Origin of the sequence: Anaeromyxobacter sp. SG17, from assembly GCF_022690695.1 — a bacterium.
In the GTDB taxonomy this organism is placed as follows: domain Bacteria; phylum Myxococcota; class Myxococcia; order Myxococcales; family Anaeromyxobacteraceae; genus Anaeromyxobacter; species Anaeromyxobacter soli.
The window spans coordinates 25,305-44,691 of record NZ_JALCYX010000019.1 but is presented as its reverse complement, the minus strand read 5'-3'; the positions used below and the strand labels follow the sequence as shown (position 1 = coordinate 44,691).

Below are 19,387 nucleotides of genomic sequence, written 5' to 3'. Positions count from 1 at the left end.
GGTCAGAACCGGGTCGGCATCTCGGGCCAGGCCTGCCACGGCCAGTAGAGGTGCCAGTAGGGGCCGCGAGAGAACGTGCCGACGATGGTGAGGAGGAGGACGATGGCGACGATCACGAGGAAGACGGCGTTCTGGGTGCGGCGGCTCCGGGGGAACCACCGCCCCGCCGCCGCGGCCGGGCTGCGATCGAGCCACGGCCAGACGACGAGGAGCGCGACGAGCAGGCCGGGCAGGATGACGCCGCCCACGAGCGCCCCGTTCACGGTGAAGGAGCCGACGCGGATCGTCGTGTCGGTGACGATCTCCTGCAGCCAGAGGAAGTACCAGGGGGCCTTCGCCGGGTTGGGCGTCACGAGGGGGTTCGCTGGCTCCTCGAGCGGCGACGGGACGAACACCGCCAGGATCGAGATCACCGCGACGGTGCCGAGCATGACGAGGGCGACGCGGCGGGTGAGCTCCGGGACCGAGCTGACCGTGGTCTCCGGCCGCTCGACGGACGAGGCGCGGATGAGCGGTCCCTGCCCGCGCGCGACGCCGAGGAGCGAGTACGTCTTGGTCCGGGTGCGCTCCGCCGGCACCTCGGCGGGCGCGGGCAGCCGCGTCGCGTGATCGGCGCGCGCGAGCCCGCCGTCCTTGCGGATGCGCCACATGTGGTAGGCGAACAGCACCCCGAGCACGCCGGGGAGCACGATCACGTGCAGGACGTGGAAGCGCGTGAGCGTCGGCTGGTCGATGGCGCGGCCGCCGAGGAGCAGCTCTCGCATCTGCGCCCCGACGAGCGGCACCGCCGAGGCGATGTTGGTGCCGACCGTGACCGCCCAGTAGGCGAGCTGGTCCCACGGGAGCAGGTACCCCGTGAACGACAGGAACAGCGTCACGAGGAACATCACGACGCCGATGACCCAGTTCCACTCACGGTTCTGGCCGCGGCCGACGCCGTTCTTGTAGGCGCCGGTGAGGAAGACCCGCACGAGGTGCAGGAAGACGGTCGCCACCATGAGGTGCGCGCCGAGCCGGTGCACCGCGCGCATCCACGAGCCGAACGTGACGACGTTCTCGATGTCCTTCACGGACCCGTAGGCCCGCTCGACGGACGGGATGTGCAGGAACAGGAGCGGGATCCCGGACGCGACGAGGAGGGCGAGGAGCGCGGTCGAGATGGTCCCGAGCCAGAGCGAGTAGCGCCACTCCATCGACTCCTTGAGCGAGCGCGCCGGGAACCAGTGGAGGATGAAGTTCGCGACGATCGCGTCGCCCGCCTCGCGATCGGAGGCGGGGCGCACGCTCCACAGGCGGCGGAGGTGGACGCCCGGCGCGGTGCGGGGCGCTTCCGGCGGGACGGTCGGCAGGACGGCCATGGCGCCTCCTCAGGCGGTCGTGAGGCGGAAGCTGCGCTCCACCGGCTTCGCGAGGTCCACGACGAGCTGCCCGTCGTCGGGCGCGATCGAGAGCGCCCACCACTCGAGCGGCCGCGGCGCCGGTCCGGCGACGTTCTGGCCGTCGCCCGTGTACTGCGAGCCGTGGCACGGGCAGAGGAACCGGTGCGTGAGGCGGAGCTCGGTGCCGCCGACCTTCTTCACCACCGGGGAGGAGAGCGCCTCCGCGCGGACGGTGCAGCCGAGGTGGGTGCACACGGCCGAGATCGCGTGGAAGACATTGCCCTCGCGGAACACGAACAGCCGCTGCTCCGGCAGGAACTTCATCCCCTCCGGGAACTCGGCGGGGATCCCGAGCTTCACGACCGTGGGCGCGTCGTAGGAGACGTTCGGGACGAGCGAGCGGAGCGACGCGAGCCCCTGACCGGCGACGGAGGCGAGCCCCACGCCGATCCCGAGCTTCTTCAGGAACTCCCTGCGATCCGAGGTCATGGCGTCCCCTCCGGCGCGGCCGCCGCGGTCCAGCGCTCCGTGAAGGTGAAGCGCTCCATCGTCATCGCGTCCGTCGGGCAGCGGATGGCGCAGAGCCCGCAGCGGATGCAGGCGGTGTCGTCCTTCAGCATGGCGGAGAGCGGCAGCCCGCCGGCCGTGGCGCGCGCCACCACCTCGGCGCGCTCCGCCTCGGGCAGCTCCACCTCGTCGAGCGGCACGAGCGCGAGGCAGTACTCGGGGCAGACGTCCACGCAGCGGTTGCAGAGGACGCACTTCTCCGGGTCGTAGATGGTCTGGACGTGGCAGACGAGGCAGCGCGCCCCTTGCTGCCGAGCCTGGAGCTCCGAGAACCCGACCTCGACCTCGGCGATCCCGGTGCGCCGGTCCACCGGCAGCGTCGGGGGCGCCATCCGATCGAGCAGCTCGAACCCGGCGATCATGCGGTAGTCGCGCGTCGGGATCTTCTCGACGTCGAGCCGCGTCTCGAGCCGGGCGCGCTCGCCGGCGAGGTACCGGTGGATGGACCGCGCGGCGCGCTTGCCGTTCGCGATGCCCTCGATGAGGTTCCGCGGCCCGAACGCGACGTCGCCGCCGGCGAACACGCCCGGCGCGGAGGTGGCGAGCGTGCCGGGGTCCACGCGGATCGTGCCGCCCGGCGTGAGCTCGACGCCGTCCTCCGGGTGGAGGAACGAGAGGTCCGCGCGCTGCCCGATGGCGAGGATGCAGCCGTCGGCCGGGAGGGTCGTCGTGTCCGCGTCGTCGTAGCGCGGCGCGAACCGTCCCGCCTCGTCGAACACCGACAGGACCTTGCGCAGCTCGACCGCGCGCAGCTTGCCGCCCTCGCCGAGGAATTGCCTGGGGCCGCGCCGTGGCAGGAAGCGGACGCCTTCGCGCTGCGCCTCCTCGAACTCCTCGTGGCCCTGCGTGGAGCGCAGGACCGGCATCTCCTCGAAGGCCTCGAGGGAGACGATCGTGACCTCCGTCGCGCCGCCGCGCAGCGCCTCGCGCGCGGAGTCGAGCGCCTCCTTGAGGCGCGCGTCCGCCTCGCCGCCGCTCTCGCCCGAGAGCGCCTTCAGCTCCTCCTCGCGGCTCACGCGCAGCGCGGTGCGGGCGGCGTCGAACGCCACGAACCCGCCGCCGATCACGACCACCCGGCGGCCCAGGTCGAGCCGGTATCCCTGGTTGGCGTTGAGGAGGTAGTCGATGGCCTTCACGACCCCGTCGAGCTCCACGCCCGGCAGCTGGAGCTCGCGCCCCTTCTGCACGCCGACCGCGAGGAAGACGGCCTCGAACCCCTCGGCGCGGAGCGCCGCGAGGCCGCGCTCCGGCGTGAGCGGCGTCTCCAGCCGGAGCGTGACGCCGAGCGAGAGGATCGCGTCGATCTCCGCCTGGATCAGGCTGCGCGGGAGCCGGTACTCCGGGATCCCGTAGCGCATCATCCCGCCCGGCTCGGGCGAGGCCTCGTAGACCGTGACCTCGTAGTCGAGCAGGGCGAGGTCGTGCGCTGCGGACAGCCCCGCCGCCCCCGCACCGATCACCGCGACCTTCGGCCGCCGCCGGGCCGGCGGGGCCTCGACGCGCTCGACCGGCAGGTGCCCGGCGTAGCGATTCCCCTCCCGCATCGGCTCGGTCCGGAGGCGGTTCTGCGTCTCGGGGTGCATCGACTCGACGCCGTGACGCTCGCAGACGGTCCGCTTGAGGGCGCGGATGGTGATCGGCGCGTCCACGCTCCCGCGCCGGCAGGCCTCCTCGCACGGCGCGGCGCAGACGCGGCCGCACACGGAGGCGAACGGATTCGGGGCGCGCGCGACGAGGTAACCCTCCTCGTAACGTCCCTCGGCGACGAGCTGGACGTAGCGCCCTGCGTCCGTGGCGACGGGGCAGCCCGCCTGGCACTTCACCTGCTCCTGCCAGTCGCGCAGCCCGGGTATCCGCGCAGTGATCCCCATCGGTGGGAAATTCTCCGCGCGACCCCGAGCCGGGCGGCTCATCCTGCTGGGCACTCCCCATCGTAGACGTCAGGACGCCCGGTCACTCCGGCTGGGCTCGTCGGCTCGGGTGTGGCACGACGCCGCGGAGCGCGCACTCTCGGAGCGGCACGCCGGCGTCGGCCGCCGAGGGGCCGTGCCGGGCGAGAGCGCCGCGGCGTGGGGCCGGACGGCCCCCGGCCCGATGCCGGCCGCGCCTCACGTGGCGAAGTTCGAGTCTTCCAGGAGGTCACACATGCGCGCGGTGGTGTGGAAGGGACCGGGGAAGGTGTCCGTCGAGCAGGTGGAGGATCCGCGGATCGAGAGCGCGACGGACGTGCTCGTGCGGATCAGCACCGCCGGGATCTGCGGCAGCGATCTGCACATGTACGAGGGGCGCACGGCCGCCGAGCCGGGCGTGGTGATGGGCCACGAGAACATGGGGGTCATCGAGGAGGTGGGGACCGCCGTGCAGCAGCTCCAGAAGGGCGATCGGGTGGTCCTGCCCTTCAACATCGCCTGCGGCACCTGCTTCAACTGCTCGCGCGGCTACACGAGCGCGTGCCTCGTGACGAACGACGAGGCGGCCGGGGCCGCCTACGGCTACGTGGGGATGGGCCCGTACAAGGGCGGTCAGGCGGAGCTCCTGCGCGTGCCGTGGGGCGAGGCGAACTGCATCAAGCTGCCGGGCAAGCCGGGCGACGAGCTCGAGGACGACTTCCTGCTCCTCTCGGACATCTTCCCGACCGGCTACCACGCGGCGGAGATGGCGCGGGTGCAGCCCGGCTCCACGGTCGCGATCTTCGGGGCGGGGCCGGTGGGCCTGCTCGCCGCCTACAGCTCCATGCTGCGCGGCGCCGCCGAGGTGTACGTCGTGGACGCGATCCCCGAGCGACTCGAGAAGGCGCAAAAGATCGGCGCCATCGCCATCGACTTCCGCAAGGGGCCGCCCGCCGAGCAGATCCGCAGCATGCGGCTCGCGAACCCGCTCGTGCGCGGGGCGATGCGCCGCGGCGAGGAGAAGATGGCGGGCGTGATGTGCGGCATCGACGCCGTGGGCTACCAGGCGAAGGACTTCGAGGATCCGAGCAAGGAGCACCCGACGTCGCTCACCGAGCAGCTCGTCGAGGTCGTGAACCCCACCGGCGCGCTCGGCATCATCGGCGTGTTCCTGCCCGAGGATCCCGGCGGCAAGGACAAGGCGGCGAAGCAGGGCGCCTACACGCTGCCGTGGGGCAAGCTGTGGGAGAAGGGGATCCAGCTCGGCATGGGACAGACGCCGGTGAAGAACTACAGCCTCGTGCTGCGCGATCTCATCATCGCCGGCCGGGCGAAGCCGAGCTTCATCGTGTCGCGGCGCATCCCGCTCAGCGAGGCGCCGGACGCGTACCGGAAGTTCGATCGGCGCGAGCCCGGCTACACCAAGGTCCTCATCAAGCCGGGCCAGGAGGCAGCGGCGCGCTGAACGCCCGATCGAGGCGCGCGATCCCGCTATCCGAAGACGCTTCGCGCGCCGTGCCCTCCGCCCGGGGGGCGGGCATCGGTGAGCCCGCGGGGCGCAGGAGCGGCGAGCCCCTCGCGCGCGGAGTCGTCGCGCGCGAGGGCTCTGGGCACGAACCGCCTCGAACGCCGACGACCCGGCGGATGGCCGGGTCGTCGGGGTACCGCGGGCGCTGGGCCGGGCTACGGCTTCGTCGCGGGCGGCGCCGGCGCCGGGGCAGGAGCCGGAGCAGGCGCAGCGGGGGCGGGCGCGGGCTCCGTCTCGATCCGCTCCTGCGCGGCCTTGGCCTTCTCCTCGCCCTTGGCCTTGGCCTCCGCAGCGGTCGCCTCGCCCTTCGCCTTGCCGGTCTTGGCCTTGGAGACGCCCTTGGCCTTGCTGGTCTTCGCCTTGGCCTTGGCGGTGGTGGCCGTCTCGTGGCCCTTGGCCTTCGCCTCTCCGGCCTTCTCGCCGGCCACCGCGCTCGTCTCGGCGGCCTTCTCCTCGGTCTTCGCCGCGGCGGCCTCGCCCTTCTCCTCGGCCTTGTTCGCGGCGGCCTCGCTCTGCGCGTCGGCCTTCTTCGCGGCCGTGTCGGCCTTCTTTGCAGCGGCGTCGGCGTGCGCTGCGGCGGCGTTGGCGCGCGCCGCGGCGGCGTCGGCCTTCGCCTTGCCGGTCTCCTGGGCGCGAGCCGGGGCAGCGAAGCCGACCAGCGCTGCGAACGCGAGCGTGACTGCGATCCTCTTCGTCATCGTCTGTGTCCTCTCCGAGTGCGGGAGCGTCATCGCTCCCTGGGTGAACCAAGCACGACCGCCAGGGCGGCCCAGGTGGGGCCAAAGAGACCGCGAGTAAACCACCCTCAATCGCCTGCGCTGGATCCCGGAAAGGGCCATCCGGGGCCAGACGGATCGTCGCAGGTCGGAAGGCCTCGGGCTCCGAGAACAGACGCGCCCGTCCTTCGTCTATTCACGCGGCGCCCGGAGACCGGTGAGACGGCTCGTTCACCGCTGCGCGATCCCCTGCGGCCCAGCGTCGAGAGCGAGCGCCGATTACACCCGGTCCTGCGCTCGCCGAGCCTGCGGCTCGCTGGTGACACCGGGCACGCGCGCCGATCGGAGGAGGGGATGTATCGCCAAGGGACCGAAATGGGGCGCCTCCATCCACTCACCGCGCGCCTCTGCCTCGCGGCCCTGGCGGCGGCCGGCCTGGCGGCAGCCCTCCCCGCGCGCGCCTGCTCCGTGTGCGCCTGCGGAGATCCGCTGCTCACGTCGAGCGATCCGGCCGCCATCACCGGCCTTTTCCGGTTGCAGCTCGACTCCGAGTACCTCCGGGTCGACGCCGGCAACGAGGCAGATCCCGCCCTCACCGACGAGCTCACCCAGTGGTCCTTCCGGCTCAACGCGGTGTACCGGCCGACGGACCGCCTCTCGCTGACCGGCACGCTCCCGCTCGTCCACAAGGCCATCGAGGCGGTGGGGCGCGGCGCGTCCACGACCACCTCCGACGCGACGGGCCTCGGCGACGCGGAGCTCGCGGCGCGCTATGCAGCCTTTCGGAGCGTGAACCTCGGCGTCGGGCGGGTGCAGGAGGTGGCGCTCACCGCGGGGACCTCGATGCCCACCGGGCCGAACCGCCTGCGCTCGGGCGGCGAGCGCATCGACGAGCACGGCCAGCCCGGCACCGGCGCCTGGGGGCCCTTCGCCGGCGCGAGCTACCGGTTCGAGCAGGGGAGCTGGCTCGCCTTCGGGAGCCTCTCCGGCCGGCTCCGCACCGAGAACGGCGCCGGCTACCGCTACGGCCGGGCGCTGCTCTGGAGCGTTCACGGTCAGTACTTTCCGGCGAGGCGGCTCGCGCTCGACCTCGGCCTCGACGGCCGCCACGCCGCGGCGGACGAGGCCGGCGGGGAGGCCGTCGTGAACACGGGCGGCACCGTGCTGTCGGCGTCGCCCGGCGTCTACCTGAAGGTGCTCGGCGAGGCCTGGCTGTTCGTGCGAGGCCAGCTCCCCTTCCTGAAGCGCTTCCGCGGGGAGCAGGGCCAGCTCCCCTCGGTGGTCACCGGCGTCCAGTACCAGCTCCTCTGAGCCGCGCGGCGAGGGCTCTCGCGCGGGTTCGCCGGCGCGAGGACGCCTACGAGAGCCGGATCACGCCGAGGCTGCTCAGGAGGATGAGCAGGATGAGCCCCGGCGCGACGAACCGGATGAACGCGTAGAACGTCCGGTCGTACCAGCTCGCCGCCGAGTGGCCCTTGTTCAGCTCCTCCACGAAGGCGCTCCGCGAGACGAGCCACCCTCCCACGATCGCGATGGCGAGGCCGCCCACCGGGAGGAGCACGTTCGAGGAGAGGAAGTCGAACAGATCGAAGAAGGTCTTCCCGAAGAGCTTCACGTCCGCGAGGACGGGCCCCTGCGAGAGCGTCGCGAGGAGGCCGAGCGCGAACATCGTGCCGCCGGTGATCGCGGCGGCGGCCGGGCGGCGAACGTGGCCCTTCTCGACGAAGAAGGCCACCGGGACCTCCATGAGGCTCACCATCGCGCCGATCGTGGCGATCGCCGCGAGGACGAAGAAGAGCGCCGTGAAGAGCCCGCCGAGCGGCATCCGGGCGAAGACGAGCGGGATGGTGTTGAAGAGGAGCCCGGGGCCTCCGGCGGGCGTGCCGCCGAAGGCGAACACCGCGGGGAAGATGGCGAGCCCCGCGAGCAGCGACACGAGCGTGTCGGCGAGGGCCACGCGGGTCGCGTTCGGCACGATGCGGGTCTGGTCCGGCATGTAGGACCCGTAGGTCGTCATGGTGCCCATGCCGAGCGACAGCTTGAAGAAGGCGAGGCCGAGGGCGGAGAGCAGGACGCTCGCCGTGATCTTCGAGGGGTCGGGGCTGAACAGGTAGGAGACGCCGGCGAAGGCGCCCGGGAGCGTGAGGGCGCGCAGGTCGCAGACGAGGAGGAGGCCGAAGAGGAGGGGCATGAGGGTCTTCGTGACCTTCTCGATGCCCTGGGAGACGCCGGCGGCGATGATGGCGGTCGTGACCACGAGAACGACCGCCTGCCAGGCGATGGGCTCCCAGGTCCCGCTCGCGAGGGCACCGAAGGTCTCCGGGGTGAGCGGCCTGCCGGAGACGAACGCACCCGCCGACTTGAAGACGTAGGCGAACACCCAGCCCGCGACGTCCGTGTAGAACGCCATGATGAGCAGGGCCGAGGCGAGGCCCGCCCACCCGATCGCCGCCCAGAACCGCTGGCCGGGGACCACCCGGCCATAGGCCCGCACGGCGTCGAGCCGCATCCTCCGGCCGATGACGTGCTCCACCGCCATCACCGGGATCCCGACGAGCGCCACTGCGAGCAGGTAGGTGAGCACGAAGGCGGCGCCGCCGTTCGAGCCGGTGAGGTAGGGGAACTTCCAGATGTTGCCGAGCCCGATCGCGGAGCCCACGGTGGCGGCGAAGGCGCCGAGGGTCGAGGCGAAAGCGTCGCGGCTGGCAGTCTTCGGTGCGGACATGCGGCTCCTCGGCGGGAATGGGCCGGGCTTCGGGCCGCCCATCTAACACCGCCGGGACCCGTCGATCTTGAGCGAGGACACGGCGCAGGGCCGCGCGCGAGGAAATCGACGACGGCGCGGCTCTCCCGGAGGACGCCCGTCGCCGCGAGCTCGAGGTAACGGAAGAGCGCCGGCGGCGCGTGAGCCCGGGGCCGCGCCGCTCACGGCCACGTGTTCGCGTCGTCCCCGAGCGGCCCGCGCTGCGGGCGGCAGACGCAGAAGCGCTGCCCGGTGGGCGCCTCCATCACCCACCAGGTCCGGACCTGCGCGACCCGCTTCGCCCCGAGCGCCTCGAGCCGGCGAACCTCGGCCTCTATGTCGTCGGTCTCGAGGTCGAGGTGAACCCTGCTCGGATGATCGACGCGCTGCAGCAGCACGATGAGCCGGTCGCGATCCTCGAGCGTCACGTAGTTCCCCTCGCGCTCGCGCTCGGGACGCCCGAGCGCCCCCGACCAGAAGCGCGAGGCCACGTCGAGATCCCCCTTCTCGCAGTCGATCGTCACCGCGCAGAGCCTGCTCTTGTGCATGTCACCTCCGGTGCGGACGATTCTAGCGAAGGCGGCGGTGCGCCGCCGCCACTCGTGGAGGCCCGCTCCCCCACCGGCGCGCCGGGGGGGAGCGCGAGCAAGAGCCTACAGGTCGAACCGCCCACGGATGCCGAACTGCAGCCACTCGTGCATCGCCTTCTGGTCGATCTCGCCGGAGATGGTCTGCGTGCCGTCGTCGATCGAGGTGTTCGAGTAGCGCGCGAGGCTGAGCCCGATGTAGGGCCCGAACGCGAGCTGCGGGCTCACCACGTAGTCCGCGCCGCCGGTGAGGTTCAGGAGCTCGAACCCGCGGAACGAGAAGGAGACCTTCTGGCCGCCGGCCTCCGCGCTCATGCTGCCCCACTCGTACCCGGCGCCCACGCCCGCGAACGGCCGGAGCTGCCCCATGGGCGCGAAGGTGTAGATGCCCTGCACGCCGGCCCGGACGACGCGCGTGGAGCAGTCGACCTGATCGCAGAGCTGGGCGAACTCGTCCCCGATCTGGCCGAAGCCGTAGGAGACGTAGCCGCCGAGGCCGAAGCTCGGGGTCAGCGCGTACGTGGCGTCGAGCTGGATCGGGATCTGGCTCTTGATGCCGTCGGACATCCTGGAGTCCTTCGCGGCGTCGCCGAGCGCCGGGCCGTAGCCCAGCCTGAGGCCGAGCGAGACCTGGGCGTGCGAGGCGAAGGGGACCGCGAGCAGCGTGAGGGCGAAAAGGGCAGGGAGCAGCTTGCGCATGGATCTCTCCTCGTGAGGTGGGAACCGCTGCGGCCCCGTCATTCACCCAGCGTGCCACGGACGGATCGTGCATCGGCTCACGAGCGATCTCCGCCGCTTCGGCCGCGCGGTGTGGGCTCGCCGGCCACGTCCTCGCACGTGAGCCCGGCGCACGGGCGCGGCACCCCCGCCACGTCACGCGATCGAGCCACAGCCGCCGGCGCGTCAGCGGCCGCGCGATCCGCGCAGCGCGTCGAGCGAGACCGCCCCGGGCCCGCGCGCGGTCACGTACAGGAACAGGAAGCAGTAGAGCGCGGCGAGCTCGCCCTTGTTCACGGCGGGGAGCCAGGCGAAGCCGGAGAGGGCGAGCTTCCAGTGGAACTGGACGTAGGCGACGGCCATCGTCCCCGAGGCCAGGAACGCCGCGGCGCGCGTGAAGAGCCCGAGCGCGATGAGCGCCCCGGCGACGAGCTCGATGAGGCCGCCGAACCAGAGCTGCGTGCCGGCCGCGGGGCCGGGCCCGGCGGCGAGCCAGCCGAGGATCTTCTGGGAGCCGTGGAACATGAACATCGCGCCGGCGACGAAGCGCAGCGCGGAGTAGCTGGGGGTCTCGAGACGCGCCGCGGTCGCGGCCAGTGCACGGGTGTCCATGGCCCGATACCTAACGCCGGGCCGGCGCCTGGCGAGCCTATTCGGCGGCGACGCGGTCTCCCACACGCGCCGGCCAAGGTGCGCCTTGACTCGCGAATCATCGACGGTTATCGATACCCGCCGGGGGGGGCGTCACCATGCCGGTCGGGCTCACCGACGAAGAATTCTGCAGCATCGCCAAGGCGCTCGCCGATCCGCAGCGCTGCGAGATCCTCGAGCGCGCGGCGGCGGCGGGCGGCGAGGTGCCATGCTCGTCCGTCGTCGAGTCGGCCGCGCTCTGCCAGTCCACGGTGTCGCACCACCTGAAGGAGCTCGTGAACGCGCAGCTCCTCGAGCGGCGGCGGGACGGGCACTTCGCCTACTACCGCTTCCGGCGGGACGTGATGGAGGCGTACCTCGACGCGCTGCGCGTGCGGACCCTCTCGGGCGCGAGCCGGCCCAAGCCCGCGGAACGACGGGCGCGCGGCCGCTGAGCGGACAGGAGGTGGCCTCACGCGGAAGCGTTTCGGTTGAAATCGACGGACGTCGATTTAAATAGAGGGGCCAGGAGCATGCGATGAACACCTGGTCCCTCGTCCCGATGCTGCTCGTCGATCCCGCCGTGCCCGCGGAGGCGCGTCGCGCGCTGCACGCCTCGCTCTACCTGAGCGACGCGGCCCGCGCCCGTGAGGCGCGCGTCTTCGCCGGCCGCGTCCTCGTCGAGCGCCGGCGGCTCTCCGCGCGCGACGCGGCGGAGCTGGTCGGGGTCGAGACGGGAGCGCTCGAGAAGAGCCTGCCGCTCGCGGCGTGAGCGGCGCCGCTCGAGGCCGCGAGCACCGCCGCCGTCCAGTACCACCGTGAGGCGGGGCATCGGCGTGTCGGCCACGAAGAGCCCGGCGAACGGCACGCGCGGCGCGCCGCCCTCGCGGCGGGTTAAGTACGACGCATGGGCAAGACCCGGCTCGAGGCGTTCAGCGACGGCGTGCTCGCCATCGTCATCACGATCATGGTGCTCGAGCTGCGCGTCCCCGAGGGAGGTCACGACCTCTCCGCGCTACGCCCGCTCGTGCCGGTGTTCCTGAGCTACGTGCTCAGCTTCGTGTACGTCGGGCTGTACTGGAACAACCACCACCACATGCTCCACGCCACGCACCAGGTGAGCGGGCGCATCCTGTGGGCAAACCTGCACCTCCTGTTCTGGCTCTCGCTCGTGCCGTTCACGACGCGCTGGGTGGGCGAGAGCCCGAGCGAGCCGTGGCCGGCGGCGGTGTACGGCTGCGTGCTGCTCTCGGCCGCCATCGCGTACTTCCTCTTGCAGGGCTCGATCGTCGCGCACGAGGGCCCCGGCTCGACGCTCGCCCGCGCCATCGGGAGCGACTGGAAGGGGAAGACCTCGCCCTTCTTCTACGCGCTCGGGATCGGGCTCGCGTTCGTCCACCCGTGGCTCTCGTACGCGCTCTACGTCCTCGTCGCGATCCTCTGGTTGATCCCGGACAGGCGGATCGAGCGGCGGCTCGACGCGCCGAGGGAGAGCGCCACCTGAGGCGTCGGCTCGAAGCGGTTGGCGTGCCCGCGGTGCGACATCCTGTCCGGAATCGTCGCGGCACGCGCTGGCTCTCAAGCTCGATCGACCGATCGCACGGTCGCGCGGCGCCGCCGCCAAAGGACCCCACCCATGAACCACCGGTTCGCTCTCGCCAGCCTGCTCCTCCTCGCCTCCCCGGCCCTCGCGGCCGACCCCACGATGAAGCCCTTCGTGCTCGCCTCGCGCGCGCCCGGAGACGTGGATGGTGCCGCGAGGACCGCCCGGCAGAAGCTCCAGGCGGCGGGCTTCGAGATCGCCGGAAGCTACGCGCCGTACCCCGGGGCCGTCGTCCTCGCGGTGACGAACGAGAGCCTGAAGTCCGAGGCTGCGAAGACGCCGTCCGGCGGCTATGCCGCCGCCCAGCGCGTCACGATCACGAAGGTCGGCGAGGAGGTCCAGGTCGCCTACACGAACCCGTCGTACATGGCGGCGGCCTATCGCCTCCCGGGCGACCTCGCTCCCGTCGCGGCCTCGCTCGAGGGCGCGCTGGGGCGGGCCGAGGAGTACGGGCCCTCCGAGGGCAAGAGCGCGAAGGACCTGCGCAAGTACCACTACATGGTCGGCATGGAGTACTTCGACGAGCCGTCCAAGCTCGGCCACTTCGCGAGCCACGACGAGGCGGTGAAGGCGATCGAGGCCGGCCTCGCCGAGCGGCGCGGGGGCGCGAGCAAGGTCTACCGCATCGACCTGCCCGGCGGCACGCAGACGGTGTTCGGCGTGGCGCTCTCCGACGGCTGCTCGGGCGACGCCCGCATCATGAACGAGATCGACTCCAAGCCGCTCCGCTCCACGGGGCACCTGCCGTACGAGCTCCTCGTCACCGGCGGTGACGTGCGCGCGCTCTACGCCCGCTTCCGGATCGCGGTGAACTTCCCTGATTTGAAGATGATGGGCTCGCACAGCTTCATGAACATCCGCTGCGCGCCCGACGCGATCGAGAAGGCGCTGAAGGCGGTGGCCGGGGCGAGGTGAGGCCGGCCGGGAGGCGAGCGCCGTCGACCGCGCAGGGCTCCGGCACCGGTCGGGCTCTGCTCCTAGCCCCTCGCCACCGCCTCGGAGGCCGCGACGGCGTGGCGATGACCCACCGTCGCCCACGCGACGATCGCGATCGCCGAGAACGCCGCCCCGGCGGCGCACACGGCGGACCAGCCGCCGGCGCTCCACGCCCACGCGCCGGCGGTCGAGCCGGCGGCGCCGCCCGCGAAGTAGGTCACCATGTAGACGGTGTTGATGCGGTTGCGCTTCTCGGCCGAGAGGCCGAGGACGATGGTCTGGTTCGAGATGTGGTTCGCCTGGGCACCGAAGTCGAGGAGCACGACGCCCGCGGCGAGCCCGGCGAGGCTCGTCCGTCCCAGCCAGAGCACGCCGAACGAGGCGAGCACCGCGAGGATCGCGCCGAGGTTCACGACCCGCGAGCCGTGGCGGTCGGCGAGGCGGCCCGCGACCGGCGCGGCGATGGCGCCCGACACCCCCACCACGCCGAAGAGCCCGGCGACGCTGGAGCCGTAGCCGAGCGGCGGGAGCGCGAGGTGGAAGGCGAGGGTGGTCCAGAACACGCTGAACGCGGCGAACGCGAGCGCGCCGAGGAGCGCGTGCCGCCGGAGCAGCGGCTCCTCGCGCACGAGGCGGGGCAGCGAGGCGAGGAGGTCCGCCCAGCGCGCGCGGGACGGCGGCTCCTGCGCCGGGAGCACGAAGCGGAGCGCGACCGCGAGGAGCAGCATCGTCCCCGCCGCGCCCGCGTACGTCGCGCGCCAGCCGAGGTGCGCGCCGAGCACACCGCTCACCGTGCGCGAGAGGAGGATGCCGACGAGGAGCCCGCTCATCACGAGCCCCACCGAGCGGCCGCGCGCGGCGGGGTCGGCGACCGCGACGGCGAACGGGACCACGAGCTGCGGCACGATCGTCGTCGCGCCGAGGAGGAAGCTCGCGGCGAGCAGCGCCCCGAGGCCCGGCGCGGCCGCGACGGCGACGAGCGCCGCGCTGACCGCGCCCGTCATCGCCACGATGAGCCGCCGCCGCTCGTGCCCGTCGCCGAGCGGGACGAGGAGCAGCATGCCCACCGCGTACCCGATCTGCGTGGCCGTCGAGACGAGGCCGGCGGTGCGGGGCGCGACGTGCAGCTCGGCCGCGATCATCGGGAGGAGCGGCTGGCTGTAGTACAGGTTCGCGACGGTGAGGCCGGCCGTGCCGGCGAGGAGCCACAGGAGTCGGCGGACGGGGGCGCTCATCGAGGCCCGCAGACATACCGCAGCGCGGCGGCGCATGTGGGTGGAGGTGACGCCCGGGCCGGCCCTGCGGAAGACCTGGCGGGGGGCCGCCTGACTTCCCGCTGCCGAATCCCTCGGCGCGACAGCATGTTCCAGGAGGGCGGGGAAGAGGCACGAGCGGCGTCGGCTCGAGGCGGATATGGTTGCGCGGCTCGCCGGGAATCCCGCGGCCAGCGGAGTGTTGAGGCGCCGTGCGCTATCGAATTCGCCACCGCTCCAACGGGATCACCGAGATCCGTCGCCGCACGGTGGCGGACGCGCTCCTCAGCCGCGAGCTCGCCGGGCTCGCGCTGCTGCTGGGCGTGTGGGCCATCTGCACCGTGGTGCTCGTCGAGGCGCTGGTCCTCCAGGCCGCCCTGACGAGCATGGTCGTCCTGCTCGGCGCCGTGTCGGTGTCGAGCGCGGTCGCGGCAACCCGGGCGAGCGACGAGGTGCCCGTCCAGCGCGGGCCGATGCCTCCCCCCGGACGCGCGGCGTGACCTGAGCGGTCGCGCACCCTTCACGGCGTCGCGCCTTCCGCCCCGGACCGCGCGCTCTCGGCGGCTGCCGCGCGCTCCGCGAGGGTCATGCGGAGGATGGTCGAGATGCTCGTGGCCGCGATGAGCGACTCGAGCACGGTGCCGCCGAGGGACCGGCTGAGGACGTTGTTCGCGAGCCACAGCGAGGTGCTCGCGAGCAGCACGAGCCGCATCGGGACGCCCCGCATCGTGAACACCGCGATCGCCCCGAGGCTCGAGCCCACGACGGGGATCCACCCGGCGCCGCGGGTCGAGAGCGCCACGGCGAGGCCCACGTTCACGGCGACGCTCGCGGCGGCGAGCCACGCCGAGCGGAACCGCACCGAGAGGAGCGTGCGAACCCCTGAGACGAGCGCGCTCGAGGCGGCCGGCGGGCGCCCGAGCAGCGTGAAGTGGACGACGTAGACGAAGCACTCGCTGGCGACGAGGAGCTTCATGCGGCGGTCGTCGCGCTGGAGAAAGCCGGAGACCCCCAGCACGAGAGCGACGTACCCGACCACCTGCGCCGGGGAGAACGGGTGCATGTCGCGAAGCTCCTCGACCGGACCGCGGGGCGCACGGTCGCGCGGGCATCGCGCGTGCGTCGCCCGGCCGGGCCGGGGCGCGAATGCTGCCACCGCGCCGCCGGAGGCGCAACGCGCCCGCGCGAGCACGTGACCCTCGAGATCCGCGAGCAGCGGGCCTCGAGTCCCGCTCCTGGTTGCGTCACGGCGAGGGCGATCCGATCGTCTCGGCATGCCAGCGTCATCGGTCTCCGGCGTGCGAACGATCGCGCTCCCGCTCGGCGAGCGGATCCCTGCCCTGGGGCTGGGCACCTGGTTCATGGCCGAGGATCCCTCCCTCCGGGCGACGGAGCGGGCCGCGCTCGAGCTCGGGTTGGACCTCGGCCTCACGCTCATCGACACGGCGGAGCTGTACGCCGACGGGCGTGCCGAGGAGCTCGTCGGGGAGGTCATCGCCGGGCGGCGCGACGAGGTCTTCCTGGTGAGCAAGGTCCTCCCGACGAACGCCTCGCGCGCCGGCACGATCGCCGCCTGCGAGCGGAGCCTGCGGCGGCTCGGGACGGACCGCATCGACCTGTACCTCCTGCACTGGCGCGGCGCGTTCCCACTCGAGGAGACCGTCCTCGCCTTCCAGGAGCTCGTCGAGGCCGGGAAGATCCGGCACTGGGGCGTCAGCAACCTCGACGTGCCGGATCTGGAGGAGCTGTCCGGCGTGCCGGGCGGGTCGCAGGTGCAGGCGGACCAGGTGCTCTACAACCTCTCCCGCCGCGGCATCGAGCTCGGCCTCTTGCCCTGGTGCCGCGCGCGGGGCATCCCGGTCATGGCGTACTCGCCCTACGAGCAGGGGCGCCTGCTCCGCGACGACGCCGCCCTCGCGAACGTCGCCGAGCGGCACGGCGCGACGCCGGCGCAGATCGCGCTCGCCTGGATCCTCAGGCTCGACGGAGTGAACGCCATCCCGAAGGCCGGCACCCCGGCGCACGTCGAGGAGAACCGCGCCGCGCTCGACCTCCGCCTGACCCGGGAAGACCTCGCCGAGCTGGACGGCGCCTTCCCGCCGCCGGAGGAGGAGCGGCCGCTCGAGGTGCTGTGAAGCCTTGACGAGGCGGGCGCTCGCGAACATGTCAGCGCTCCAGTCCGTCGCGCCGCGTCCCGGGCGCGCATGCGGCCCCGCGTACGCGGGCGCGCGAGGAGGGAACCGTGGATCGCGACGACGTGACCGGCAGTCTCCTGCAGGACGCAGCCACGCGTGCCTCGGCGTACCTCCGCGAGCTCCGGACGCGCTCCGTGGCGCCCTCTCCGGAGGCGGTGAAGCGGCTCGCCGCCCTGGACCGCGCGCTCCCCGCCGAGCCGAGCGACCCGAGCACGGTGCTCGCGGAGCTGGACGCGCTCGTGTCACCGGCCACCATGGCCATGGCCGGGCCGCGCTTCTTCGGGTTCGTGATCGGCGGGGCGCTCCCGGTCACGGTGGCCGCGAACGTGCTCGCGACGGCGTGGGACCAGAACTCGGCCCGGCGCGACGTGACGCCCGGAACGGCCGCGCTGGAGGACGTCGCGCTGCGGTGGGTCGTCGAGGCGCTCGGGTTGCCGCCCGGAACGGCGGGCGGGTTCGTGACCGGCGCGACGGTCGCGAACCTGACCGCGCTCGCCGCCGCACGGCACGCCGTGCTGGCGCGAGCGGGGTGGGACGTCGAGGCGCGCGGCCTCTTCGGCGCGCCGGAGATCGCGGTCGTCGTCGGCGCCGAGGCGCACCCGAGCGTGATGAAGGCCCTCGCGATGCTGGGCCTCGGGCGCGACCGCGTCGTGAGCGTCCCCGTGGACGGGCAGGGCCGGATGCGCCCCGAAGCTCTGCCCCGGCTCTCCGGGCCGACCATCGTCTGCCTCCAGGCTGGCAACGTGAACACCGGCGCGTTCGACGCCTTCTCCGAGCTCGTGCCCCGCGCGCACGAGGCCGGCGCGTGGGTGCACGTGGACGGAGCCTTCGGCCTCTGGGCCCGGGCCGCGCCCGGACGCGCGGGGCTCGCGAGCGGGATCGAGGGCGCGGACTCCTGGGCGACCGACGCGCACAAGTGGCTGAACGTGCCGTACGACAGCGGGATCGCGCTCGTCCGTGACGGCGCCCCCCTGCGCGCCGCCATGGGCATGACCGCCGCCTACCTGCCGGTAGGCACGGAGCGGGATCCGGCGGACTACACGCCGGAGCTGTCGCGCCGGGCGCGCGGCGTGGAGGTCTGGGCCGCGCTGCGCGCGCTCGGGCGCGCCGGGCTCGCGGACCTCATCGAGCGAAGCTGCCGCCACGCGCGGCGCTTCGCCGAGGGGCTCGCCGGGGCGGGGCACCGCGTGCTGAACGAGGTCACGCTGAACCAGGTGCTCGTGTCCTTCGGCGAGCCGGAGCGCACGCGGCGGGTGATCGCGGCGATCCAGGCGGACGGTACCTGCTGGTGCGGCGGCACCGTCTGGCAGGGCCACACCGCCATGCGGATCAGCGTCTGCTCGTGGGCGACCACGGACGACGACGTGGAGCGGTCGCTCGAGGCGATGCGGAGGGCGGCGGAGGCGGGGGAGCGAGGGCCCACCCGCGGAGCGTGACGGCAGGGGACCGCGACCGCGGCCCTCGACCACGGGGAGCGGGTGGCCGAACGGACCGTGAAGGGTCGGGTGCTCGACCACGCCGAAGCTTCGAGGATCAGGTCGGGAGGAGAGATTTCATGGATCTCGGACTCGCCGGAAAGAGGGTGCTCGTCACCGGGTCCACCGCCGGCATCGGCCGCGCGGCGGCGCAAGAGTTCGCGCGCGAAGGTGCCGAGGTGGTCGTGAACGGCCGCACCGAGGCCCGCGTGAAGGAAGCGGTGCAGGCCATCCTCCGCGCGGAGCCGCAGGCGCGCGTGCGCGGCGTCGCCGGGGACGTGTCGGTCGCCGCCGGGGTGGATACGCTCGTCCGCGCGGTCCCCGACGTCGACGTGCTCGTGAACAACGCGGGCGTCTTCGAGCCGGTGCCCTTCGAGCAGATCACGGACGAGGCATGGACGCGGATGTTCGAGACGAACGTGATGAGCGGCGTGCGCCTCGCGCGCCACCACTTCCCGCGGATGCTCGCGAGGGGCTGGGGCCGGATCGTCTTCGTGTCGAGCGAGTCGGCGCTCCAGATCCCGGTGGAGATGATCCACTACGGGGTCTCCAAGACCGCGCAGCTCGCGGTGGCGCGCGGGCTCGCCGAGCGCACGCGGGGCACGGGGGTGACCGTGAACGCCGTCCTCCCGGGCCCGACGAGCTCCGAGGGCGTCGTCGAGTTCGTGCGGCAGCTCGCGCAGGAGCGGAAGATCGGCGAGCAGGAGATGGAGCGGCAGTTCTTCGCGACGGCGCGGCCGACGTCGCTGCTCCAGCGCTTCGCCACCCCGGAGGAGGCCGCCCACCTCATCGTGTACGTCTCCAGCACGCAAGCCAGCGCCACCAACGGCGCGGCCCTGCGCGTGGATGGCGGCGTGGTTCGAGCGATCGTGTGAATCGGCCATTCCGGCCGTGGTGAGACGGGCCTCCCCGCGGAAGATGGGGAGCGTACGGTATACGAGAGTAATCCGCTGTCGCACGAAGCACGCGCACCGCTGTCGGCGGCCGTCGAGAATAGACGCGGCTCGCGCCTTTCGTTTACCCTGAGTCATGCGAGCTCCACGTGTACTCCTGCTTCTTGCCGTCGCCTGCGGTCGCGCCGCGACGCACACCGACGGAGGCGCGGCCGACGCGGCCTGCACGGGAGGCCCCTTCGCGGATGCCTGCGCAGCGATCGAGAGCGCCGCGTT

20 protein-coding genes are annotated in these 19,387 nt (G+C 72.9%); 10 read left to right on the top strand and 10 right to left on the bottom strand.

From position 1 onward, the window contains the following. Positions 1 to 2: 2 nt before the first annotated feature. Genes MNY60_RS09810 through MNY60_RS09800 form a run of 3 tightly spaced genes read right to left on the bottom strand, consistent with a single transcriptional unit; the run spans position 3 to position 3,817 of the window. Positions 3 to 1,358 carry a cytochrome bc complex cytochrome b subunit gene (locus MNY60_RS09810; protein ID WP_242360529.1) on the bottom strand — a complete coding sequence of 452 codons (1,356 nt, stop codon included), beginning with the start codon at positions 1,356 to 1,358 and terminating at the stop codon, positions 3 to 5. Between the two features lie 9 nt (positions 1,359 to 1,367). Further along, positions 1,368 to 1,868, bottom strand: coding sequence for a ubiquinol-cytochrome c reductase iron-sulfur subunit (locus MNY60_RS09805; protein WP_242334688.1), 501 nt, complete (start codon positions 1,866 to 1,868; stop codon positions 1,368 to 1,370). Beyond that, a complete protein-coding gene (locus MNY60_RS09800) occupies positions 1,865 to 3,817 on the bottom strand; it encodes an FAD-dependent oxidoreductase (protein ID WP_242360528.1) in 1,953 nt (650 codons plus the stop codon). Before MNY60_RS09800 ends, MNY60_RS09805 begins: the two co-directional genes overlap by 4 nt. A 274-nt stretch (positions 3,818 to 4,091) precedes the next feature. Between MNY60_RS09800 and MNY60_RS09795 the strand changes: the two genes are divergently transcribed. Then, positions 4,092 to 5,300: a glutathione-independent formaldehyde dehydrogenase gene (locus MNY60_RS09795; RefSeq protein ID WP_242353015.1), complete on the top strand. Its 1,209-nt coding sequence runs from the start codon at positions 4,092 to 4,094 to the stop codon at positions 5,298 to 5,300. 218 nt (positions 5,301 to 5,518) lie between these two features. On the opposite strand, the gene MNY60_RS09790 is transcribed toward MNY60_RS09795, so the two are convergent. Next, on the bottom strand, positions 5,519 to 6,061 hold the full coding sequence (locus tag MNY60_RS09790; RefSeq protein ID WP_242360527.1) for a hypothetical protein: 543 nt from the start codon (positions 6,059 to 6,061) through the stop codon (positions 5,519 to 5,521). Positions 6,062 to 6,454: 393 nt separating this feature from the next. On the opposite strand from MNY60_RS09790, the gene MNY60_RS09785 reads away from it, so the two are divergent. After that, the gene (locus MNY60_RS09785; RefSeq protein ID WP_242360526.1) at positions 6,455 to 7,390 is read left to right on the top strand and encodes a hypothetical protein; all 936 of its coding nucleotides are present in this window, start codon (positions 6,455 to 6,457) and stop codon (positions 7,388 to 7,390) included. Between the two features lie 46 nt (positions 7,391 to 7,436). Here the strand turns inward: MNY60_RS09785 and MNY60_RS09780 are convergent, their stop codons facing one another. The 4 genes from MNY60_RS09780 to MNY60_RS09765 all read right to left on the bottom strand — a co-directional run bounded on the left by MNY60_RS09780 (position 7,437) and on the right by MNY60_RS09765 (position 10,738). Further along, on the bottom strand, positions 7,437 to 8,804 hold the full coding sequence (locus tag MNY60_RS09780; RefSeq protein ID WP_242360525.1) for a sodium-dependent transporter: 1,368 nt from the start codon (positions 8,802 to 8,804) through the stop codon (positions 7,437 to 7,439). 200 nt (positions 8,805 to 9,004) lie between these two features. Further along, a complete protein-coding gene (locus tag MNY60_RS09775; RefSeq protein WP_242360524.1) occupies positions 9,005 to 9,370 on the bottom strand; it encodes a VOC family protein in 366 nt (121 codons plus the stop codon). Between the two features lie 105 nt (positions 9,371 to 9,475). Then, positions 9,476 to 10,108: an outer membrane beta-barrel protein gene (locus MNY60_RS09770; protein ID WP_242360523.1), complete on the bottom strand. Its 633-nt coding sequence runs from the start codon at positions 10,106 to 10,108 to the stop codon at positions 9,476 to 9,478. A gap of 204 nt (positions 10,109 to 10,312) precedes the next feature. Beyond that, positions 10,313 to 10,738, bottom strand: a complete 426-nt coding sequence (locus tag MNY60_RS09765; RefSeq protein WP_242334664.1) for a DoxX family protein — start codon at positions 10,736 to 10,738, stop codon at positions 10,313 to 10,315. A gap of 137 nt (positions 10,739 to 10,875) precedes the next feature. Here MNY60_RS09765 and MNY60_RS09760 point away from each other — a divergent pair, with 137 nt between their 5' ends. The 4 genes from MNY60_RS09760 to MNY60_RS09745 all read left to right on the top strand — a co-directional run bounded on the left by MNY60_RS09760 (position 10,876) and on the right by MNY60_RS09745 (position 13,274). Beyond that, the gene (locus MNY60_RS09760; RefSeq protein WP_242334661.1) at positions 10,876 to 11,211 is read left to right on the top strand and encodes a helix-turn-helix transcriptional regulator; all 336 of its coding nucleotides are present in this window, start codon (positions 10,876 to 10,878) and stop codon (positions 11,209 to 11,211) included. 83 nt (positions 11,212 to 11,294) lie between these two features. Continuing rightward, positions 11,295 to 11,528 (top strand): hypothetical protein, encoded by a 234-nt coding sequence (locus MNY60_RS09755; RefSeq protein WP_242360522.1) that lies wholly within the window; start codon positions 11,295 to 11,297, stop codon positions 11,526 to 11,528. Between the two features lie 135 nt (positions 11,529 to 11,663). After that, positions 11,664 to 12,260 carry a TMEM175 family protein gene (locus tag MNY60_RS09750; protein WP_242360521.1) on the top strand — a complete coding sequence of 199 codons (597 nt, stop codon included), beginning with the start codon at positions 11,664 to 11,666 and terminating at the stop codon, positions 12,258 to 12,260. Between the two features lie 132 nt (positions 12,261 to 12,392). Next, positions 12,393 to 13,274: a hypothetical protein gene (locus MNY60_RS09745; protein ID WP_242360520.1), complete on the top strand. Its 882-nt coding sequence runs from the start codon at positions 12,393 to 12,395 to the stop codon at positions 13,272 to 13,274. A 62-nt stretch (positions 13,275 to 13,336) separates the two neighbouring features. Here MNY60_RS09745 and MNY60_RS09740 read toward each other — a convergent pair whose 3' ends face one another. Then, on the bottom strand, positions 13,337 to 14,530 hold the full coding sequence (locus MNY60_RS09740) for an MFS transporter (RefSeq protein WP_242360519.1): 1,194 nt from the start codon (positions 14,528 to 14,530) through the stop codon (positions 13,337 to 13,339). 230 nt (positions 14,531 to 14,760) lie between these two features. Here MNY60_RS09740 and MNY60_RS09735 point away from each other — a divergent pair, with 230 nt between their 5' ends. Next, the gene (locus MNY60_RS09735; protein ID WP_242334648.1) at positions 14,761 to 15,048 is read left to right on the top strand and encodes a hypothetical protein; all 288 of its coding nucleotides are present in this window, start codon (positions 14,761 to 14,763) and stop codon (positions 15,046 to 15,048) included. Between the two features lie 20 nt (positions 15,049 to 15,068). Here MNY60_RS09735 and MNY60_RS09730 read toward each other — a convergent pair whose 3' ends face one another. Next, positions 15,069 to 15,611, bottom strand: a complete 543-nt coding sequence (locus tag MNY60_RS09730; RefSeq protein ID WP_242334646.1) for a YgjV family protein — start codon at positions 15,609 to 15,611, stop codon at positions 15,069 to 15,071. Between the two features lie 211 nt (positions 15,612 to 15,822). Between MNY60_RS09730 and MNY60_RS09725 the strand changes: the two genes are divergently transcribed. The 3 genes from MNY60_RS09725 to MNY60_RS09715 all read left to right on the top strand — a co-directional run bounded on the left by MNY60_RS09725 (position 15,823) and on the right by MNY60_RS09715 (position 19,093). Next, entirely contained in the window at positions 15,823 to 16,683 is an 861-nt protein-coding gene (locus MNY60_RS09725; protein ID WP_242334643.1) for an aldo/keto reductase, read from the top strand. Between the two features lie 107 nt (positions 16,684 to 16,790). Continuing rightward, on the top strand, positions 16,791 to 18,179 hold the full coding sequence (locus tag MNY60_RS09720) for an aminotransferase class V-fold PLP-dependent enzyme (RefSeq protein ID WP_242334640.1): 1,389 nt from the start codon (positions 16,791 to 16,793) through the stop codon (positions 18,177 to 18,179). A gap of 119 nt (positions 18,180 to 18,298) precedes the next feature. Further along, on the top strand, positions 18,299 to 19,093 hold the full coding sequence (locus MNY60_RS09715; RefSeq protein ID WP_242334637.1) for an SDR family NAD(P)-dependent oxidoreductase: 795 nt from the start codon (positions 18,299 to 18,301) through the stop codon (positions 19,091 to 19,093). Positions 19,094 to 19,387 lie beyond the last annotated feature (294 nt).

Excerpts from the sequence above, each read along its gene's own strand:
- MNY60_RS09810 (WP_242360529.1), bottom strand. The coding sequence starts at position 1,358 with ATGGCCGTCCTGCCGACCGTCCCGCCGGAAGCGCCCCGCACCGCGCCG.
- MNY60_RS09805 (WP_242334688.1), bottom strand. The coding sequence starts at position 1,868 with ATGACCTCGGATCGCAGGGAGTTCCTGAAGAAGCTCGGGATCGGCGTG.
- MNY60_RS09800 (WP_242360528.1), bottom strand. The coding sequence starts at position 3,817 with ATGGGGATCACTGCGCGGATACCCGGGCTGCGCGACTGGCAGGAGCAG.
- MNY60_RS09795 (WP_242353015.1), top strand. The coding sequence starts at position 4,092 with ATGCGCGCGGTGGTGTGGAAGGGACCGGGGAAGGTGTCCGTCGAGCAG.
- MNY60_RS09790 (WP_242360527.1), bottom strand. The coding sequence starts at position 6,061 with ATGACGAAGAGGATCGCAGTCACGCTCGCGTTCGCAGCGCTGGTCGGC.
- MNY60_RS09785 (WP_242360526.1), top strand. The coding sequence starts at position 6,455 with ATGGGGCGCCTCCATCCACTCACCGCGCGCCTCTGCCTCGCGGCCCTG.
- MNY60_RS09780 (WP_242360525.1), bottom strand. The coding sequence starts at position 8,804 with ATGTCCGCACCGAAGACTGCCAGCCGCGACGCTTTCGCCTCGACCCTC.
- MNY60_RS09775 (WP_242360524.1), bottom strand. The coding sequence starts at position 9,370 with ATGCACAAGAGCAGGCTCTGCGCGGTGACGATCGACTGCGAGAAGGGG.
- MNY60_RS09770 (WP_242360523.1), bottom strand. The coding sequence starts at position 10,108 with ATGCGCAAGCTGCTCCCTGCCCTTTTCGCCCTCACGCTGCTCGCGGTC.
- MNY60_RS09765 (WP_242334664.1), bottom strand. The coding sequence starts at position 10,738 with ATGGACACCCGTGCACTGGCCGCGACCGCGGCGCGTCTCGAGACCCCC.
- MNY60_RS09760 (WP_242334661.1), top strand. The coding sequence starts at position 10,876 with ATGCCGGTCGGGCTCACCGACGAAGAATTCTGCAGCATCGCCAAGGCG.
- MNY60_RS09755 (WP_242360522.1), top strand. The coding sequence starts at position 11,295 with ATGAACACCTGGTCCCTCGTCCCGATGCTGCTCGTCGATCCCGCCGTG.
- MNY60_RS09750 (WP_242360521.1), top strand. The coding sequence starts at position 11,664 with ATGGGCAAGACCCGGCTCGAGGCGTTCAGCGACGGCGTGCTCGCCATC.
- MNY60_RS09745 (WP_242360520.1), top strand. The coding sequence starts at position 12,393 with ATGAACCACCGGTTCGCTCTCGCCAGCCTGCTCCTCCTCGCCTCCCCG.
- MNY60_RS09740 (WP_242360519.1), bottom strand. The coding sequence starts at position 14,530 with ATGAGCGCCCCCGTCCGCCGACTCCTGTGGCTCCTCGCCGGCACGGCC.
- MNY60_RS09730 (WP_242334646.1), bottom strand. The coding sequence starts at position 15,611 with ATGCACCCGTTCTCCCCGGCGCAGGTGGTCGGGTACGTCGCTCTCGTG.
- MNY60_RS09725 (WP_242334643.1), top strand. The coding sequence starts at position 15,823 with ATGCCAGCGTCATCGGTCTCCGGCGTGCGAACGATCGCGCTCCCGCTC.
- MNY60_RS09715 (WP_242334637.1), top strand. The coding sequence starts at position 18,299 with ATGGATCTCGGACTCGCCGGAAAGAGGGTGCTCGTCACCGGGTCCACC.